The 17,090-nt window shown below is 57.3% G+C and carries 17 protein-coding genes; 4 read left to right on the forward strand and 13 right to left on the reverse strand.

Annotated elements, in window-relative coordinates:
* Positions 1 to 11: 11 nt before the first annotated feature.
* Positions 12 to 2,477 (reverse strand): LPS assembly protein LptD, encoded by a 2,466-nt coding sequence (gene lptD / locus G5149_RS12935; RefSeq protein WP_421212548.1) that lies wholly within the window; start codon positions 2,475 to 2,477, stop codon positions 12 to 14.
* A gap of 174 nt (positions 2,478 to 2,651) precedes the next feature.
* Here lptD and G5149_RS12940 point away from each other — a divergent pair, with 174 nt between their 5' ends.
* The 3 genes from G5149_RS12940 to djlA are packed head-to-tail and all read left to right on the forward strand — an operon-like array spanning position 2,652 to position 5,180.
* The gene (locus G5149_RS12940) at positions 2,652 to 3,662 is read left to right on the forward strand and encodes an aminoglycoside phosphotransferase family protein (RefSeq protein WP_421212549.1); all 1,011 of its coding nucleotides are present in this window, start codon (positions 2,652 to 2,654) and stop codon (positions 3,660 to 3,662) included.
* The gene (gene murU / locus G5149_RS12945; RefSeq protein ID WP_421212550.1) at positions 3,659 to 4,327 is read left to right on the forward strand and encodes an N-acetylmuramate alpha-1-phosphate uridylyltransferase MurU; all 669 of its coding nucleotides are present in this window, start codon (positions 3,659 to 3,661) and stop codon (positions 4,325 to 4,327) included. Before G5149_RS12940 ends, murU begins: the two co-directional genes overlap by 4 nt.
* Positions 4,328 to 4,346: 19 nt before the next feature.
* Positions 4,347 to 5,180, forward strand: coding sequence for a co-chaperone DjlA (gene djlA, locus G5149_RS12950; protein WP_005358354.1), 834 nt, complete (start codon positions 4,347 to 4,349; stop codon positions 5,178 to 5,180).
* Between the two features lie 81 nt (positions 5,181 to 5,261).
* Here djlA and G5149_RS12955 read toward each other — a convergent pair whose 3' ends face one another.
* The 6 genes from G5149_RS12955 to G5149_RS12980 form a co-directional block, all read right to left on the reverse strand.
* Positions 5,262 to 6,713 (reverse strand): aminoacyl-histidine dipeptidase, encoded by a 1,452-nt coding sequence (locus G5149_RS12955; RefSeq protein ID WP_064338705.1) that lies wholly within the window; start codon positions 6,711 to 6,713, stop codon positions 5,262 to 5,264.
* Positions 6,714 to 7,876: 1,163 nt separating this feature from the next.
* The gene (locus G5149_RS12960) at positions 7,877 to 8,056 is read right to left on the reverse strand and encodes a hypothetical protein (RefSeq protein ID WP_275115610.1); all 180 of its coding nucleotides are present in this window, start codon (positions 8,054 to 8,056) and stop codon (positions 7,877 to 7,879) included.
* A 239-nt stretch (positions 8,057 to 8,295) separates the two neighbouring features.
* The gene (locus G5149_RS12965) at positions 8,296 to 8,775 is read right to left on the reverse strand and encodes a hypothetical protein (protein WP_421212551.1); all 480 of its coding nucleotides are present in this window, start codon (positions 8,773 to 8,775) and stop codon (positions 8,296 to 8,298) included.
* 172 nt (positions 8,776 to 8,947) lie between these two features.
* Positions 8,948 to 10,120 carry a phage late control D family protein gene (locus G5149_RS12970; protein ID WP_421212552.1) on the reverse strand — a complete coding sequence of 391 codons (1,173 nt, stop codon included), beginning with the start codon at positions 10,118 to 10,120 and terminating at the stop codon, positions 8,948 to 8,950.
* Entirely contained in the window at positions 10,117 to 10,608 is a 492-nt protein-coding gene (locus G5149_RS12975; protein WP_139461254.1) for a phage tail protein, read from the reverse strand. The genes G5149_RS12970 and G5149_RS12975 overlap by 4 nt, the downstream gene beginning before the upstream one ends.
* 12 nt (positions 10,609 to 10,620) lie before the next feature.
* Positions 10,621 to 12,930, reverse strand: a complete 2,310-nt coding sequence (locus tag G5149_RS12980) for a phage tail tape measure protein (protein ID WP_421212553.1) — start codon at positions 12,928 to 12,930, stop codon at positions 10,621 to 10,623.
* Here G5149_RS12980 and G5149_RS12985 point away from each other — a divergent pair.
* Positions 12,916 to 13,251: a hypothetical protein gene (locus G5149_RS12985; RefSeq protein ID WP_421212554.1), complete on the forward strand. Its 336-nt coding sequence runs from the start codon at positions 12,916 to 12,918 to the stop codon at positions 13,249 to 13,251. The two genes, G5149_RS12980 and G5149_RS12985, sit on opposite strands and share 15 nt — an antisense overlap.
* Before the next feature lie 11 nt (positions 13,252 to 13,262).
* Here G5149_RS12985 and G5149_RS12990 read toward each other — a convergent pair whose 3' ends face one another.
* From G5149_RS12990 to G5149_RS13015, 6 genes are all read right to left on the reverse strand, one after another.
* Complete coding sequence (locus G5149_RS12990; RefSeq protein WP_108572652.1) at positions 13,263 to 13,394, reverse strand: GpE family phage tail protein; 132 nt, start codon at positions 13,392 to 13,394, stop codon at positions 13,263 to 13,265.
* An 8-nt stretch (positions 13,395 to 13,402) separates the two neighbouring features.
* Positions 13,403 to 13,687 (reverse strand): phage tail assembly protein, encoded by a 285-nt coding sequence (locus tag G5149_RS12995; RefSeq protein ID WP_421212555.1) that lies wholly within the window; start codon positions 13,685 to 13,687, stop codon positions 13,403 to 13,405.
* A 63-nt stretch (positions 13,688 to 13,750) separates the two neighbouring features.
* Positions 13,751 to 14,269 carry a phage major tail tube protein gene (locus G5149_RS13000; protein WP_421212556.1) on the reverse strand — a complete coding sequence of 173 codons (519 nt, stop codon included), beginning with the start codon at positions 14,267 to 14,269 and terminating at the stop codon, positions 13,751 to 13,753.
* 12 nt (positions 14,270 to 14,281) lie between these two features.
* Positions 14,282 to 15,457 carry a phage tail sheath protein gene (locus G5149_RS13005; RefSeq protein ID WP_421212557.1) on the reverse strand — a complete coding sequence of 392 codons (1,176 nt, stop codon included), beginning with the start codon at positions 15,455 to 15,457 and terminating at the stop codon, positions 14,282 to 14,284.
* Positions 15,458 to 15,634: 177 nt separating this feature from the next.
* Complete coding sequence (locus G5149_RS13010; protein ID WP_421212558.1) at positions 15,635 to 16,048, reverse strand: tail fiber assembly protein; 414 nt, start codon at positions 16,046 to 16,048, stop codon at positions 15,635 to 15,637.
* 10 nt (positions 16,049 to 16,058) lie between these two features.
* The gene (locus tag G5149_RS13015; RefSeq protein ID WP_421212559.1) at positions 16,059 to 17,090 is read right to left on the reverse strand and encodes a phage tail protein; all 1,032 of its coding nucleotides are present in this window, start codon (positions 17,088 to 17,090) and stop codon (positions 16,059 to 16,061) included.

The following is a 17,090-nucleotide window of genomic DNA, read 5'->3' on the forward strand; positions in this document are numbered from 1 at the left end:
CTGGACCAGCATCATTGCTGGTCTTTCAGATTAAACGGGCGAACATAGGGCAACAGCTCGGTATCCAGTGTGACACTGCGGCCACCGGTACCCACACTGCCAAGTCCCTTCATTTCAAATTGCAGACCAATGACTTTTTCCGAAGTTGGCTTCAGGGTGATATTGTCCGGCTGGTTGTGCCACTCCAGGCTCATGTTGATGCTCCAGCAGCAGGAGTCGTATTTGACACCGATCTTGCGGTCAATGTTCACATCCTGCTTGATATCACGGTAGTAACCGCCATACATCTGCCACTGATCGGCGATCGGTGCCATCATCACCAGGCCAGCCTGGCTGAGGTCTTCGGCCAGATTTGGGTTGCTCGGGTAGCGATAGTCCCGGTTGCCGTCCTGGATATAACGGTAGTTGACCTGGGTGGTCAGCTTGCCGGCCCGATATTCGACCGCACCGTTGCCAGCAGTAAAATCACCCTCGGAGGTGTCGTACTGGCTCCCTACATGGGCAAACCACTCATCGGTGATCCGGGCATCACCTTCGAACGAGAGCAGTGAGCGCGAATTGGTGCTCTTGGGATCCGATGGATAGAGGCGTACCTTGGGGGGCGTCATTTCGAAGGCCTGAGCCACCGCCAAGCGTAACCTTTCATCACCCACATTGTCATAGACCCGGCTGGTCAAGCCAGCGGTAACCCGGTTGGCATCACTAATGCGATCGAGACCGGCATAGCGGCGATCGCTAAACAGGCTGTAGTAATCCTGACGGGTTGTGGTGGAGTCGTAGATCCCGATCTCATCCTGATTCCGATAGGGTACATAGAGATACTGAAACTCCGGCTCAAGCGTCTGGGTGCCCTTGCCATCATACCAGTCAATCGAACGATCGAAGTTGAGCCCGCCCTTGAGCCGGAAGGAGGGAAGGGTGCGATTGACGGTTCCATCCGCCAGGGTCAATTGCTTGCTTTCAACATCGGTGAAGCGGGTTCGATCGGTGGCTACCAGATCCTTGGGAACCTCCTGGTTGTAGGAGGTAAACATCAGCTTGTACTGGCTGGTGAGGTAATAGCCGGGCGCATCCACCAGAGGAATTGTCAGGGCGGGCGCTAAATGAAATCTGGTGGCTGTGTAGCGTTCACCGGCTTGCTGGGCAGTGGCACTGCCGCTGTCATAGCCAAACTTGGTCAGCTCGCTGTTCCAGGCCAGATCGAACCACTTACCCTGCTGGTAGTAGTTGTAGTTGATGCGTGGCAGCATCTCGTGAGGCAGCAAAGCACCAGGCAACAATATCTGGTAGCGGCGTATCTCCGAGGTGAGGTTCCAGTTTTGTTGGTAGTAACCAGCAGTAAAGGATTGCTGCAACTGGCTGTCGACCTGGGTACCTACTTGCGGACTGAAGTCATTGAAGTAGTTGTAATCCTTGTCCCGGACTTTGGTGTAATCGATACCAAAGCGTAGCGAACCATCCATCAGGGTGGAGCCGTGACGGACGTTCAGCAGATAGCGATGGCCATCAGAGAGGTACGGCGTTCCTGTTGAAGGGTTGGTAAAGCTTGGATTGCCCGAGTCAAACTGCTTGTCATCCCTCAGATTTTCAAAATAGAGGGTGCCGATATGGGCGGGATCCGGCATGTAGCGGAACTCCACCTGTTCCATCAGGCCTCGCCTGTCCATGAAACGAGAGGTGATGGTAGCATCGTAGTTGGGGGCAATGTTCCAGTAGAAGGGCTGGGTGATCTCCATGCCATTGCCGGAACTCTGTTTGTAACCCGGATAGAGCAGACCTGTCTTCCGTTCATCCTTGATGGGAAAGTTGATGTACGGAAAATAGAACACCGGGTAGTCATAGAGCCAGAGACTGGCGTTCCAGGCTTCACCGAATACCTCTTTCTGGTCGATATCGATGTTGCCTGCCTTGAGGGTCCACACCTCCTGACCGGGGGGGCAAGTGGTGTACTGGGCCCCCTCCATGGTGATGTTCTGGTTGTTGTTGGTCATCACTACGCGCTTGGCAAAGCCGCGCACCGGTGAGCCATGCACCTGATACTTGCCCTCTTCCAGCTCGGAGTTCTTGGTATCCAGATTGGATTTGAGGGTCTTGTCGCTGGTGACGGTCACCTGACCGTCGTTGTAATAGATGTTGCCGATGGCGATGACATCCCGGCTCTTCTGATCGAGCTGGGCATAGTCGGAGTCAAACTTGCGAACACCCTGACGAACCTTGACGTCACCTTCATAGACGGCGGTGCCGCCCTGTTTGGCCTCGAGACGGTCAGCATCAACCTCGACCGGCTGTGCGTTGGCATCCTGATCCGATGCTGGCTTCTCTATCTTGGGAACATAGTCATAGCAGAGACTATCAAGAATGCCGGTGGCTGGCGGCGCTTCGAACGGAGCCGCCTGCACCATCACAGGGGCAAGTGCGGGGGCCAGACTGATAGTCAGGGCGATGGGATAGCGGTACCCCAGTGTCCATTTGGTCATGTGAAAGACTCGTGCAATCCGTGATAGATACGGTTGATCCAAGGCATGCATTTTACGACAGGTTTCATCGAGTTGACATTGCATGTCATTGCTTTATGTTAGCCGGCAATGATAAAGCATTATTGCGGCCAGGGCTAACAGCCAAGTGCTGCTTTCCACCTTGGTCCTCTACTTATGCACGATCGCGATTCCCTGCTATTGCGGTGGGCACGCCAGATATCAGGCGATGCCAATCTTCAGTTGACCCTTATTTCCGGTGATGCCAGCTTCCGCCGCTACTATCGCGGTGGTGGTCTGGTTTGGGTGGATGCCAACCCGAAAACCGAAAAAAATCATGAGTTTGTTCGTAACGCGGCGGCCTTGCTGGCGCGTCAGCTGTTGGCGCCAGAGGTCAAGGCGGTGGACTACGAACAGGGCTTGCTGGCGGTCAGTGACCTGGGCGATACCCAGCTTATCAGCCGCCTGAACGAGCACAACGTGCTGGCCTGGTATGGCAAGGCGATTGATTTGCTGCCCCGCCTGGGGGCGGTTGAACTGGCGCTTGAACCCTTCGATGCCGCCTTTATGGCACGGGAGAACAGCATTTTTCCCGAGTGGCTGCTGGGCCACCATCTAAAACTGACCCTGAGCGACGAAGAGCAGCAACTGCTGGACGAGACCTTTGCTTGTCTCACCGCCTGCAATCTGGCCCAGCCGCAAGGGGTCATGCACCGGGATTTCCACAGTCGCAACCTGATGGTATGTGGCGGAGATACCCCCGAGAGCAGCCGGCTGGCCATCATCGATTTTCAAGACATGGTCATCGGGCCCCTGAGCTATGACCTGGTCTCCCTGCTGAAAGATTGCTACGTACGCTGGCCGGACGAGGTGATCGATGAAGGGATGCGCCACGGCTTTGTCACCCTGCAACAGGAGGGTCTGCTTGGCGAGCTTGATTATGCCAGTTTCCGTCGTGATGCCGACCTGACCGGCATGCAGCGCCACCTCAAAGCGGCGGGGATCTTCACCCGGCTCTATCATCGCGACGGCAAGTCCGGCTATCTCAAGGATATTCCCCGTACCCTCGGCTATGTGGTGGATGTCTGTCGTACTCATGGTAGTGCCTATCCGGTACTGGCCCGTTTTGGTCAGTGGCTGGAGCAGGTGGTGTTGCCGGGGATCGCCAATGCTGGAGTTAAATCATGAAGGCGATGATCCTGGCCGCTGGCCGTGGTGAGCGGATGCGCCCGCTGACTGACCTGCTGCCCAAGCCACTGCTGGCGGTAGGGGGCAAACCACTCATCGTTCATCACATCGAAAAACTCAAAGCCGCCGGGGTGACCGAGTTGGTCATCAACCACGCCTGGCTCGGCCACAAGCTGGTCGAGAGCCTTGGTGATGGCAGTGCGCTTGGGGTGACCATCCACTGGTCAGCCGAGGAGAGTGCGCTGGAGACCGCGGGCGGCATCGTGCAGGCGCTGCCACTGCTGGGCGCAGCCCCTTTTCTGGTGATCAACGGCGATACCTGGCTCGATCTCGATTATCACACACTGGTCAGCCAGCCCCTTGGCGATGATCTGGCCCACCTTTGGCTGGTGCCCAATCCGCCCCAGCACCCGAGCGGGGACTTTGCCCTGCAAGAAGGGCGAGTCATGGATACGCCAGCGTTTACCTTCAGCGGGGTCGGACTATATGATCCGGCGGCCTTTGCCGGTCTCGCGAGCGGTGCCCGCAAGCTGGCGCCCCTGCTCCGTGACTGGATGGCGCAAGGGCGGGTGGGCGGCAGCCTGCTCGCTGGCGAGTGGCGCGATATCGGCACGGTCGATCGACTGCGCGAGCTGGATGACCAGCTCCAGGCCCGCACTCATTAACTTCAAGAGGTCTTGAACCATGCGTATTTGGGGTAAGGTGCTGGGCGCCTTCTTCGGTTTTCTGCTCGGCAATATCATCGGTGCCCTGATTGGCCTCTGGATCGGCCACCGTTTCGACCGTGGCATGGGGTTGCAGGGGGCGTTTCGTCGCGGCCCGAGTCAGGAGCAGCAAGCCGTCTTTTTCCATGCCACCTTCTCGGTGATGGGTCACATCGCCAAGTCTAGCGGTCAGGTGACCGAACAGGAGATCCGGGTTGCCTCCAACCTGATGGATCGGATGCGGCTGGCGGGTGAACAGCGTGCTCGGGCACAGGAGTCATTTCGTCTCGGTAAAGAGGCCGACTTCCCGCTGCGCGAGACCCTGGCCGAGTTCCGCCGTGCCAGCCTCGGCCAGCGCGACATTCTGCGCTTCTTCCTCGAGGTACAACTGCAGGCGGCCTTTGCAGATGGTCGGGTAGAGGAGGGCGAGCGTGCCATTCTGCACACCATTGCCGACGAGCTGGGTTTCAGCCGCATCGAGCTGGCTCGCATTCTGGCAATGGCCGAGGCGCAGATGAACTTCTTCAATCAGGCTCATGGCCAGTATCAGGGGGGCCATTCCGGTGGTCAGCAGTATCGGCAGGCGGCACCCTCTGCGGATCGCCTCAAGAATGCCTACCAGCTGCTGGGTGTGAGCGAGAGCGACAGCGATCAGGATATCAAGCGCGCCTACCGCAAGGAGATGAGCAAACATCACCCGGACAAGCTGGCTGCCAAGGGGTTGCCGCCGGAGATGATGGAGATGGCCAAGGAGAAGACCCAGGAGATCCAGCAAGCCTGGGAGTGGATCCGCGAGGCCCGCGGCATCCGGTAAGCGCCAAAATCTGGCTGTAACAGACAATAAAAAGCCCCGCAGCAGTGCGGGGCTTTGCTTTGCCGTGTGGCGCAGGCCGGGTTATTTGGCCGGAATCGCTTCCAGCACGTGCACCAGCAGTTGCCAGAAACGCTCGACCGCCGGGATATGTACCTTCTCGTCAGGGGAGTGGGCACCGCGGATGGTCGGGCCGAAGGAGACCATGTCCCACTCCGGGTAGGCACTCTTGAACAGACCGCACTCGAGACCGGCATGGATCACCATGACGTTGGGCATGGTGCCGAACAGGGTCTGGTAGCTATTGCGTACCAGCGCCATGACGGGGGAGTCCACGTTCGGCGCCCAACCCGGGTAGGCACCGGTGAATTCGCAGCTGGCGCCTGCCAAGGTGAACAGGGAGCGGGTCATCTGCTCGATGCTCTCGCGACCGGAGTCGATCAGGGAGCGGATCAGGCACTGGACGTACACTTCGCCATCCTGAGTCTTGATGACCCCCAGGTTGGTCGAGGTTTCGGTCACGCCGGGCATGGCATCGCTCATGCGCATCACGCCGTTCGGGCAGGCCATCAGGGCATCCAGCAGGCGCTGCTGCAGGGAGACGCTCATCAGCTTGGCCGGTTTAGGGGCGCTGTTGACCAGCACGGTCAGGTTTGGCTCGGTGGCGGCCAGTTCGGTCTGGTAGATCCCGGTGTAGCGGTCAACCAGCGCCTTGAACTCGTTTACGCTGGCAGCAGGCACCAGCAGGGTGGCACGGGCTTCGCGCGGGATGGCGTTACGCAGGGTGCCGCCGTGGATCTCGGCCAGACGAACACCCAGCGGCTCGGCTGCTTTGAGCAGACGCACCAGCAGCTTGTTGGCGTTGCCACGGCCGCGATGGATATCGCAACCGGAGTGACCGCCACGCAGCCCTTTGACCGCCAGCTCGAACGCTTCACCTTCAGCAGCATCAACCAGCTCGAGCGGGAAGCGGATATTGGCATCCACACCGCCAGCGCAGCCCATATAGACTTCGCCATCCTCTTCGGAGTCGGTGTTGAGCAAAATTTCGCCCTCCAGCCAGCCCGCTTCCAGACCGAAAGCGCCGGTCATGCCGGTCTCTTCGTCTGTGGTCAGCAGCACTTCCAGCGGGCCGTGCTTGATGGTCTTGTCAGCCAGTACTGCCAGGCAACCGGCCATGCCGATGCCGTTGTCGGCACCCAGGGTGGTGCCACGGGCAGTGACCCACTCGCCATCGACATAGGCATCGATGGGATCGGTCGCGAAGTCGTGTTTGGTGTCGGCGTTGGCCTGCGGCACCATGTCGATGTGGGCCTGCAGTACCACGGCTTTGCGATTTTCCATCCCCGGGGTGGCCGGTTTCTTGATGATGATGTTGCCGACCTTGTCCTGCTTGACCGCCAGACCTTCCCCTTGAGCCCATTGGATGATCCAGGCGCTCAGTTTGGCTTCATGTTTGGAAGGGTGGGGGATGGAGCAGATCTGTTCGAAGAAATGCCAAATCAGTTTGGGAGAGAGAGAGCTAAGCTGTGCCACGTCGGGACTCCTTACCAGCACGGAATTAACAGGGCCCCATCAGCGGGCCGGGGAAGAGGATAACGATAATACAGTCAATCACACAAAAATGTGAGCAATCAGCGCAAATCGCAGGCAGCTTGTGCTGGCTGATGGCAACCAGGCAGTACGATCGTCAGGTTCGGACGACGCTGACCGATAGAAAAGAAAATGTGTGACCGATCTCACAAAAATATTGAATTTAACGCACCGACTGGTAAATTAGCTCCCGTGGTTCGCCACCCGTCAGGATGACGATGAAAGCCTCCAGGGAACCGAAGCAAAGCAAGTGCGCCTCCATGGAACCGAGTGTTCGTTCAAGGATTTGAGCCCGCATTAAAGGTACGTAACTTGTTAAGCAATCAGGAGTTTCAATATGCCAGGCAGCAACTCAACCTATTGGTTTGCCCCTTCTTTGTATACCCAGGGTTTCAGCTACCCTAACCCCTTCGTCACTCGTCGCTAAGACGAGCTGCCCAACCAGGCAGAGGCGAGAAAGCAGCAGGTGCGTGAGGTAAATCCTCCCCCTGCTATTTTTTTATCTGCGATTTGCCGTACAGCCCATTAGGACTCGGCAGCAGGGACGGCAGGTTAGTCGTTTGGCGCTCTAGATGTGCCGAATGGAGAGGGTGATGCCGATTTTTCCTGTTTTTGGCATACGTTTGCCAGGCATTTTCTCTGCAAACGGTGCTATCATATCGGCCCAACAGCCTGTCCGCGGTTTGGACACATCATCTAACCGATCGCCGGATAAGCCCATCTTGCTTCCATTGTTATCAGATTTGCTGCCGAGGCTTAGCCCTGAGGCAGCCGAAGTGCAATCTGAATTCAGTCGGGCAAGGGCCGCCATTTACTGGCATCCGCAGGGATAATTGCGGGTGTTGTTATTTTAAGTGATTGTTTTTAAATAACTATTCGAGATCGATAACATGCCGAAAAAGTTCTATGCTCTTTAGTATGGGATTTTTAACATCTTAAAAGGCATTTTATATCAGTAACTTACGTTTGATTGCTGGTTCGCTTGTTTCGGCAGTGGCGGCAAAATGGCGGCAGAGGCTACTCGGTAGTTACATTGCTGGCTGATAAGGCTCTGTTTTCCAGGTAATAAAAAAGCACCCGAAGGTGCTTTTTTATTACTGAATCTTTCATGCCGCTTGTTTCGTGCACTTTCTTGGGCCACTAAGCTCAGGGCCGTTAAACTTAAATTTGTCTTTTTTCAGCTCTTTAGTCGCAGCCAGTACGTTACCAAGAGCTTCACCCAGGCGGCTGTATACATCTTGGGCGCCGAGTTTACGTTCATCGGCGCAATGCTGAGTATGTTTCATGTCATGCTCTCTATTTGCGTTGGCCTAAAATTCTTTAATCTAACGCATGCCTATTTGATCTGATTTTATACCAGTAAAGTCAACTTTTTCTTGGCTGTAAAGTGCGCTAGATCTCTGTGTCGAGTTGCACGTAGTTTTTCACTACTGCTACCGGCTCGTTTTGGGTGACTAATTCTACACTGTTGACACTTGATGTCGAGTGAAAACTGGTCAGTAAGTCCCAGCTTGATGCTCAGAACTTACTCCATGTTATCGGCATCAGAAGTCCCAGCTACAATCATGATGAACTGCTCTGCAAGTCCTGACACGGTTTGCACCATGTCTTGCCCGTCAGTCTCGAAGCCAAAGGTACGATAGTACGTTGTCAGTTCTGGCCCCACATCCACCAGTCTTACATTGGTACCATCTACGGCAGCAATGAACAAGTAAGATGCAATCACCATCATCTCAAAAACACGCCCCTTCAGTGGGTGTTGAGGGTTCCTGATGAAGGACTCGACCAGATGCATTTCTAGCGTATCAGTTTCAGGCCTGAAGACCCCTAGGATTGCAGCATCAAGAGTGTTCATCCCAGGTGCTATTTTCAGGGCAACGTCGAATGACCAATCATCGTTGCCATACTTAGTTAGCCCGACCTCCCAGTTTAAGAGCCCATACCCACCAGATAAGTAGGCCCAGTCAGACTCGTTTATGGGGCCAACACCGAGCTCTAAATCCATGTCATCAGTTACAGCTTGGATAGCATTCCGTACAGCCGATTTTATCTGGTTAGCATTCATTAGGTTTGGCCGAGAGTTGAGGGTTTTTCGATCATAACATTACTGTGTGGATGTACAGAAGCAGCATCCGGCACTCATACCGTATCTACCACAACCTTGTTGTCCTGCTTCGCTATTCCTCGACTTCCGGCAGGTCGTCGATGGCGACTTCGAGGTTGATGGTGTTGGTGTAGCCGCTGTTGCTCAGGCTGTGGCTGACTTTGGTCAGCACCCAGTTGGCCTCGTCGATCTGCGGTTTGAATCCCCTGACTGTGGTGGATTGTTCCGGGTAGAGTTCGGGGCGGCCTTTGGCGAGGGAGATCTCGAACTCGGCAACGCCACGTTGCAGGCGTTCCCACTCGGCGCGGGCGGCGCGCATGGCGTTGGTCTGGTTGGCGTAGATGTGGCGCAGCACCTTGACGTTCTCGCTGTCGCCAATCAGCAGTTCGCGGCCTTCTTTGTCGACGGTGGTGTCACTCGGCAGCGCCTGCTCCGGCTTTGGCTTCTTCTTGCGTTTGCGCTTGAGGGTCGATCCTTCGGTGGTCGCCTTCTTCGGGTCGTGCCAGTTGGCCACGACGCCGGTGTAAGCGTCACGGTCAGCGACTGCGAAGCGGTGCTGATCGCCGTCCTGGCGGGTGATGGTGACGGAGGGGAGCGGTTTGCCGCTTGCGGTGAGCCCCTTGCCCTGGCCGATAAAGAGCAGCCGCCCCGATTTGACGGTGGTCAGGGCGCCACATTGACCGGCCAAGCGGGTGAGGAAGGCGGGATCGCTTTCGTTCTGCTGGTCGATGTGGTCAATCTGCATGCCCTTGAAGCGTTCGGCGCAGGCGGGGATCAGGCTGTGGCGCCGAGCGATGGCATCGACAATGCTGCCGACGGTCTGCTGGTGATAGCTGGTCTGGCGCAGCTTGTTGAGGTTGCCGCGCAGATCGGCCGATTTGCCCCGGATGGTGAGCCTGTCCGGTGTGCCGGTGTGCTCTACCTCGTCGATGGTGTATTCCCCCTTATCAACCAGCGGTTGGCCCTGCCAGCCGATCATGACGCGCATTCTGGCGCCACGGCGCGGCATCGCCAGCTTGCCGTTGCTGTCGTCGAGTTCGATGTCGATGGTGTCGGCTTCAAACCCGCGATTGTCGGTGATGTTGAGACTTATCAGGCGTGGCCGGATGGTGGTTGATGCGTCCTTGCCGTCGATCAGCAGCTGGTAAGCCGGGGCCGGATGATCGGCCCCGGTGATGCTGAATTGCCCCAGCTGGCTGGTCAGTGTGCTGGTGACAGCCGTCACCACGTTATTTGTCAGGCTCACAGCAGGCCCCCAATCTTGTTGCCGATGGTGCCGACGATGTTGCTGATGCCCAGCCGACTGGCGATGCCACCGATGGCGCGGCCCATCAGCTTGTTGCCCAGGGTGTTTTCGTCGTCGTCCACCCGCTTGAGGTTCATGGTGAAATCCAGCTTGCGGGCGGCGCCGTCCGAGAAGAATTCGGAGCGGGTGACGCTGGTGCGTTCGATGACGAAATAGCCCCGCATCACGCCATCCCCCTGGATCAGGGGGAAGGCTTTGCCGGTGGCGGCCATTTCATGGAGCAGGTCGAGGGTAACCGGCCCGCCCGTCAGTTCAGGGTAGAGGGTGCCAGATAGCACGGTGGTTTCATCATCCGGCCCTGTGTATTGGTAGGCCGGACGGGCGCCGACCCGAGGGTTGCCCGGGTGGCGCCATGCGCGGTCGTCCTGCTGTGACTGGGGGGCGAAGGTTGAGCGCTGGAACACGAACCAGCCCAAGGTCATCATCATGGTGGTGTCTCCTTAGTTGGTGTCGCGCAGGCTGGCGCGGGTGCGGGCAGATGCCAGCCGTTCGCGGCGGTCCAGTTCACGGCTTATCTCTTGCGCCACGTCGGCGCCTGATTGCCCCGGCTGCTGGACGATGCTGATCGGGGCGTTGATATGAATCGTTCCGCCTACTCTGGCTGGTGCCAGCTTTGGCGTTTCTATGATGCGATGCTCAGACCTTGCTATCTCCGACGACTGGCGCAGATCGGCAGGCATGACCTGCTCTCGGATTGGGCGCACTGCATCCTGATGCAGTTGCATGGCAGCCAGTGGCATGCTGGCCAGCATGGCAGCTGATGCCATGGCTGCGGTGTGACGACGGCTGATGATGTTGGCGGGGCCTTTCACCACTTCTGGCCCATGCTCCCCTGCGATACCCCATTTACCCGCCGGGATCAGGCCGCCCTTATCGTAAAATCCTGCAAACCCACCCTCTTTTCTAGCCTGTACGGCTGGTGTTGTTGATGAGTGCTGCACGGCTACTTTTGTTGATGAATCCCCTTTCATCCAGTCCGGCAGAATGTCGGTGATGGATGTCACCTTGGCCTTGAGCTCTTCCCATTTGGCCGATATACCGCCGATCAGACCGTCGATGATGGCTTTTCCCGCGTTGAGCGCCCTGGATGGCAGGGTGGTCAGATAGTCCCAGAATTCACCGGTAGCCGCTTTGCATTTCTCCCAGGTGGATTTGAACCACGGCCCGAGCTGATCCCAATTCTTGTAGATGAGGTAAGCAGCGGCAGCGATGGCGGCAATCCCCGCGATAATCCAGCCGATGGGGGTGGTGAGGATGGCAAGCCCCAGTTTTACAAAGCCCATGGTTAGCCACTTGAGCGGGGCAAGTAATCCGGTGATCACCTTGCCCAGCAGGGTTCCTTTAATCCCCAGTACCCCGAAGGTCAGTTTCATGATTGCCATCGGCCCCAAGATTGCGGCAACGGCCAGAGACAACCCACCGAAGGCAATGGCGGCTACTGATGTGAAACCGGCAACCCGCATCAAGGTATTTGACAGCTCAGGGTTTCGCTTTGACCAGTTACCGAGGCGTTCAGATAGGTCAGCTACCCATTCGGTAACCGATTTAAGTTCCGGGCTGATGGCCTCCCCGAAGTTGACCATGGCGTTGGTGAATGTGCCGGTGGCTGCATCCCACAGGTTACCCAAGGTGCCCAGCTGGGCATTGACCCGCTCTTGCAGGGCTGCTTGAGCTGCCATCTTTTTCTGGGTTTCTCTGTAACCATCGAGTCCTTTATTTATCATGAGCTCAAGTGCCTGCAGGGTTTCGGCATCATCACCAAAAATGTCTTTAAGTACCTGTAGTCTTCGCTCTGTATTCAGTGTTTTCAGCTTTGCCAGCTGGGCGTACATGTTCTCAAGCCCAGCAAATTCCCCTTTCCCGTCTGTGAAGTTGAGATTAAGCCCTGTTCCCTTTGTCGCTTTGCTGATCTTCTTGGTGTTCATGCTTAGCTGAAACACTTTGCGATAGGCGTTACCAGCAGCTTCACCACTCATTGCCGCCTGATCAGCCATGACTATGAGTGGAGCCAGAGTAGCAGCTGCATCAAGCCCGCTTTTTTTCAGGACACCGAGCGCAGGCGTCAGCTTGCTGAATGCCCCGAGCATGTTTCCGCTATCCACGCCCAGATAGTAGGAGCGCTGGATCACGTCCATCAGGCCCATCATGTCTTTTTCTGCGGTGCCGGTGGCGTCTTGCAGCTTGGCGGCAAACAGGGCGGCTTGGTCATATGGCATTTTGAGTTGTACGCCGAGATAGGCGGTTGCCTGCCCCAGCCCGCCCAAGATGGCTTTGGCGCTCATGCCTTGCTGTATCAAGGTGCTCATCATGTTCTGGAAGTCAGCAGTTGTGCCCGGCAACTTGTTGCCCAACTTGGTCGCCAGATCGCTGATGGCTTGGAATTCTTTTCTGAGTTGTCCCCCTTTACCCATCATCGACACCTTGAGGTCAACAACAGATGTTTCGGCCTTGGCGAACTCAATCACCGGCTTGAGGGTGGTCATGCCCATAGCTGTTCCGGTTGCCAGTGCCGCGGCTCCGTGACCTGCAATCTGTCCGCGCAGCTCTTGGGTCTGGCGGTAGTTGGCTTTGACCTGGGCTAGGCGCTTTTGCTGTGCGCCGACCTGTGCCAGCTTGCTGCGTTGCTGTTCCAGTTGGGCGGTGGTGGCGGCCAAATCTGTCTTGAGTTGGCGCTGGTGCTGGCTGAGTTGCTTGGTGTTGATGCCTGCCTGCTGCATGGCGGTTTTCATGGCGCCGTGGCGGCTGACCATTTCCCGCTCTTTGTTGGTGAGGTCACGCACTGCCACCTTGGCCTTTTCCAGATCGCGGGTCATGGCTTTGGTCGGGTTGCTGGTCGCGGCCAGTTCGCGGGCCATGCGCTGGGCGGTTTGCTGCGCTTGAGTCAGCTCAGCCCGGGTGGCGCCGATCTGTTTGCCGAGGGTGCGATAGCCGTCAATCTGGCCGCTCTGTTTTTCCAGATCGCGGACTTTGGCTTTGGTGTCTGCGAGGTCTTTGGCGGTGATGCGGCTTTGGCCGGTGACGGCCTTGAGGGGGGCGGTGAGTTTGTCCACCGCCCCGAGCAGGATTTGTAACTTGAGGGTGCTCATGATTCGTCTGCCCCGTTGATGTGGTTGTATCGCTCAACAAGGCGTTGGTGCCACCCCATCAGCTCGTCGAGCTCCATGGCCGCCATTTCAGACGGCGGCCAGTGGGCGATGATGGCCAAGTCGGCCATCAGGTCGTCTACGCAGTGAGGTAGGCCATTTTCTTGGGTACCAAAAAAGAGCCTACCTCATGCCCCAGTTGCATCAGGTCTGCCGGTTCGAGGGCGCTGACTTCTGCTTCTGTCAGAGCCGGGATGGTGATGCGCGGCAGCAGTTTGGTGAGGGCATTGACATCCATCTGCAGGATGTCGGTCAGGTTGAGACCGCGCAGTTCGCCGGATTGCGGTTTGCGCACGTTGATCTCGGTGATGGTGGTTTCGCCGCGCTGGATGGGGGTGTCGAGGGTGACGGTGTTCATTTTCATGGTGTTTGTCCTGTTCGGTATGTAGTAACGGGCGGCAGTGCCGCCCGGTGGCGGTTGGGTTGGTTAGAGGCCCATTGCTTTGCGGTGTTCGGCCATGCGGTCGACACCATCCGGCCCGATCTCGATCATGTTGACGGTGTCGATTTCGTGGATGACGGCGCCGTTGATGGTCTCTTTGTAGTAGGTGCAGGTCATGCTTACCTTGGCCTGGGTGTTGTCGCCAGCCTTGAAGGTTCCTCGGTCGATCTCTTTGACCCGACCACGGGTGAGGATTTCGACGGCGGAGACTTCGCCAGTGTCATCGCGCTGGACGGAGCCGGAGAAGCGGATCATGGTGCCATCGACTTTAGGTTCGCCGATGTAGCCGAGCACCTCGTCGCCATAGCCGCCCAGGGTGAAATCAATATCGAGGGCGCTGTCATCGAGTCCCATGTCGATGTTTGCGATGCCCGGCATGCCGCCGCCACGATAGGCTTCAAACTTGCGGCTGAGTTTCGGCGGGGTGAACTCTTCGGCGATGCCGATCCAGTTTTCACCCTGACCGAACATGTTGAAGCGCTTGATTTTGCGAGGTAGTGCCATTGTTGATGCTCCTTATGCTGCGGCCACGCGGGCGGCGAAGTCGACCAGATAGCGGTCGGTGATGCGCTGCTGGAACATGAGGTTTTCAAGCGGCGGCACGGGGGTGTAGTCGTAGTCGATGTAGAGCTTGCCCGCCTTGAGGGTGTCTTTGTCGTTGACCTCCTCGTTGTACCAGCAGTCGAACCCGATGAGGTAACCGAGGCTGACCAGCTCACGTCCCTTGGCTTTGATGCCTTCGACGATGTCTTTGGCGAGGGTAGGGGTCATCGGTTTATCGACTGCCCACATGTGCGCCTCGGCGATGGTGTCGGCGAGGATTTGGGCGGTGCGGGTGTAGTTTTCGAAGGCGAACAGGGGATCGTCCGAGCAGGTGCGTGACCCCCAGAAGCGGAAGCCTTCTGCCTGGATCAGGCAGGTGATGTCGTCAGCGTTGAGCAGGCCCGCGTCGGTGTCGGGGTCTTGCAGGCTCCAGAATACCTGTTTGCTCAGACCGTCTACGCCAGTGACGGCGACGTTGGAGATGGTTTTATGCCAGCCGATCTCTTTGTCGATGAGCGCCCGCATGGCCATGGCTTTGGCGGTGGCCCAGATTGTGCCTTGGGCCGAAGCGGCGGTATCCCACTTGGTGAAGTCGCCAAATATGGGCATGACTTCACGCTGGCCGAAGTTGGCGCGGTAGGCTTTCGCTTCGGTCGGTGTGTTGCCGACGCAGGCGATATAGGTGAAGGCGCGCAGCTTGCGGGCGACGGCGGCCAATTCGGTGGCGACCGGCAGGGTGTCGAGCCCCGGAGCGCCGATGATGCGCGGGGTGATGCCAGTGGCAGAGCTGGCCCGTTGCAGGGCCTTGAGGCCGGTGAAGGTGCCGTCAGGCTTGGCTGCACCGATGACGTTGGTGTTGGTGGCTGCATCGGTTGCCCCTTTTGCCACGCGCACCACAATGGTGATGGTGTTGACGGTGTCGGCGATCGCTTGCAGGGTTTTGGCCAATGTGCCCTGGGTGCCCGCTTTGCCGACGGCTTTTTGCACATCGGTGATGACAACGGGTTTATCGAGCGGGAAGGTGATGGCGTCGGCATCGTCCGCATGGGCGACCAAGCCGATCACGGCGGTGGCGATGGTGCGAATGGTGCGGGTGCCTTCGTTGACTTCGACGACGCGCACGCCGTGGTGGTAACTGTCGAGTGCCATGGTGGCGGTTCTCCTGTGTCCGGACGGAGGTGATCTGAAGTGATCAATAAGCACGGTCAGGATGCAGGGGCGGCGCACGGCGGGCGAGCTGGCGCGGGTGTGTGGGGCCGCTACACACCCGATGACGGTGGCAGGCACAAAGAAAACACCCCGCACAGGGCGGGGTGGATGGTTTGGTCAGATGACCTTTTCCGGTTCGGTGGGCCATTGTGGCGACTCAGGCCAGCCGGTTTGTTCTGGCACCAGCGTCAGCTCGTATCGGTAGCGCTGCCAGTCTGCCAACAACTGGGTGTGCTCCGGCTTGGCGTAGCCGCCTTCGACGGCCGGAGCGATGATTGCGATTTGTTTATTGGCCGTTGCCATTCTTGCAAATTGCTCTTGCTCGGCCATTTGTTCCGGGCTTGGTTCTTTTTTCGGTAAATTGATGGGGTTCCCATGCTCATCTGCTGAGATTTCATACCCTTTCGAGGATTGCTCCATCAATTCGTTATATTGATCCTGCGATATCTCAACAGCGCCGTCTGGCGGCGTATTAAACACGCTGGATGGGTAGAACCCTATTGGGTCCGCCAAAAAATAGATCGTATTCATCCATACCCCCTTAAAAACCAAATGCGACCCAGAAAGAGTTTCCGTTTGATACCGTAGATCGATTTCTGATTGTGAATTGATTCCCGCCTGGAGATGGGTCAACGCAAAAGCTGAGTGGCACTGTTGAATCACCAATCACCGCTGGTTGCGCCAGCAACGCTCTTTGCTGGCCTTTTGGCCATGCAATCGGTAGCGTGATCACTGTGGACTGTCCTGCCAAAATGGGGGCGATAGGCCCTCCCTGGATTACTAACCCGCCTAGCCATGATGGGAACACGATGTACCAACCTGATGCCGACAAGCTGTAAGAGAAACCATTTCGTATTTTTTTTGGTGTGACGGCAACGTCATCAACCGTCCCAGCGTCTGTCTGCGCCTGTGTTGCAACCTTCATCATGCCGAGCACGCTTTCGCTGGCCTGCTTTACCCACCCCCACAGGCTTTTCACCGTGACAACAGCATCAGCCTTCTGATTGGCTGTGATAGTCTCGTTCACTTCTGTTTGGGTTGCGAAGCGGGCAAAGCCTTTGGCTGTTTCGCTGGCATCTGGATGGTCACGGCTTTGCTTGTGTTCTTCCAACAGGTCGTCGACATACTTGCGGGTTGCCAGTACGACAGCAGGATCAATCTTGAGCTCGACCGCGCTTGTGTTGCTGACAATCAGCACCATGCGGATTACCTGGGTACGGCCTGACCCCTCTGAAAGCAGTGGCTTGTAGGTATCCGGGCAGTTGGCCACAGCGATCAGGGTTCCCGTTTCGTCGTACAGCCCGAGTTCACGGATCCACCATCCACCAATGGTTTCGGGGATGATCTGTTCTGCTACCAGTTGGCTTACGTTAAGTGGGTCAGCAAACAGGGCGTTCAGCGGGGCGCGGCGCTTTTCGTTGACCAGTTTGGTTGCTGCCGGATTAGGGGTGACTGCCTGACCATTACCATCGCCGACGGCCATCGTGGTCAGTTTAAGAGGAATGCCTAGTGCGGCCGCATTGGCCAGTTTGGCCGCTCCCGCATTGGTCAGTATTGCAAAAAAGTTTGCCAT

It is taken from the genome of Aeromonas sp. 600479, from assembly GCF_049175515.1.
GTDB lineage: Bacteria > Pseudomonadota > Gammaproteobacteria > Enterobacterales > Aeromonadaceae > Aeromonas > Aeromonas veronii_A.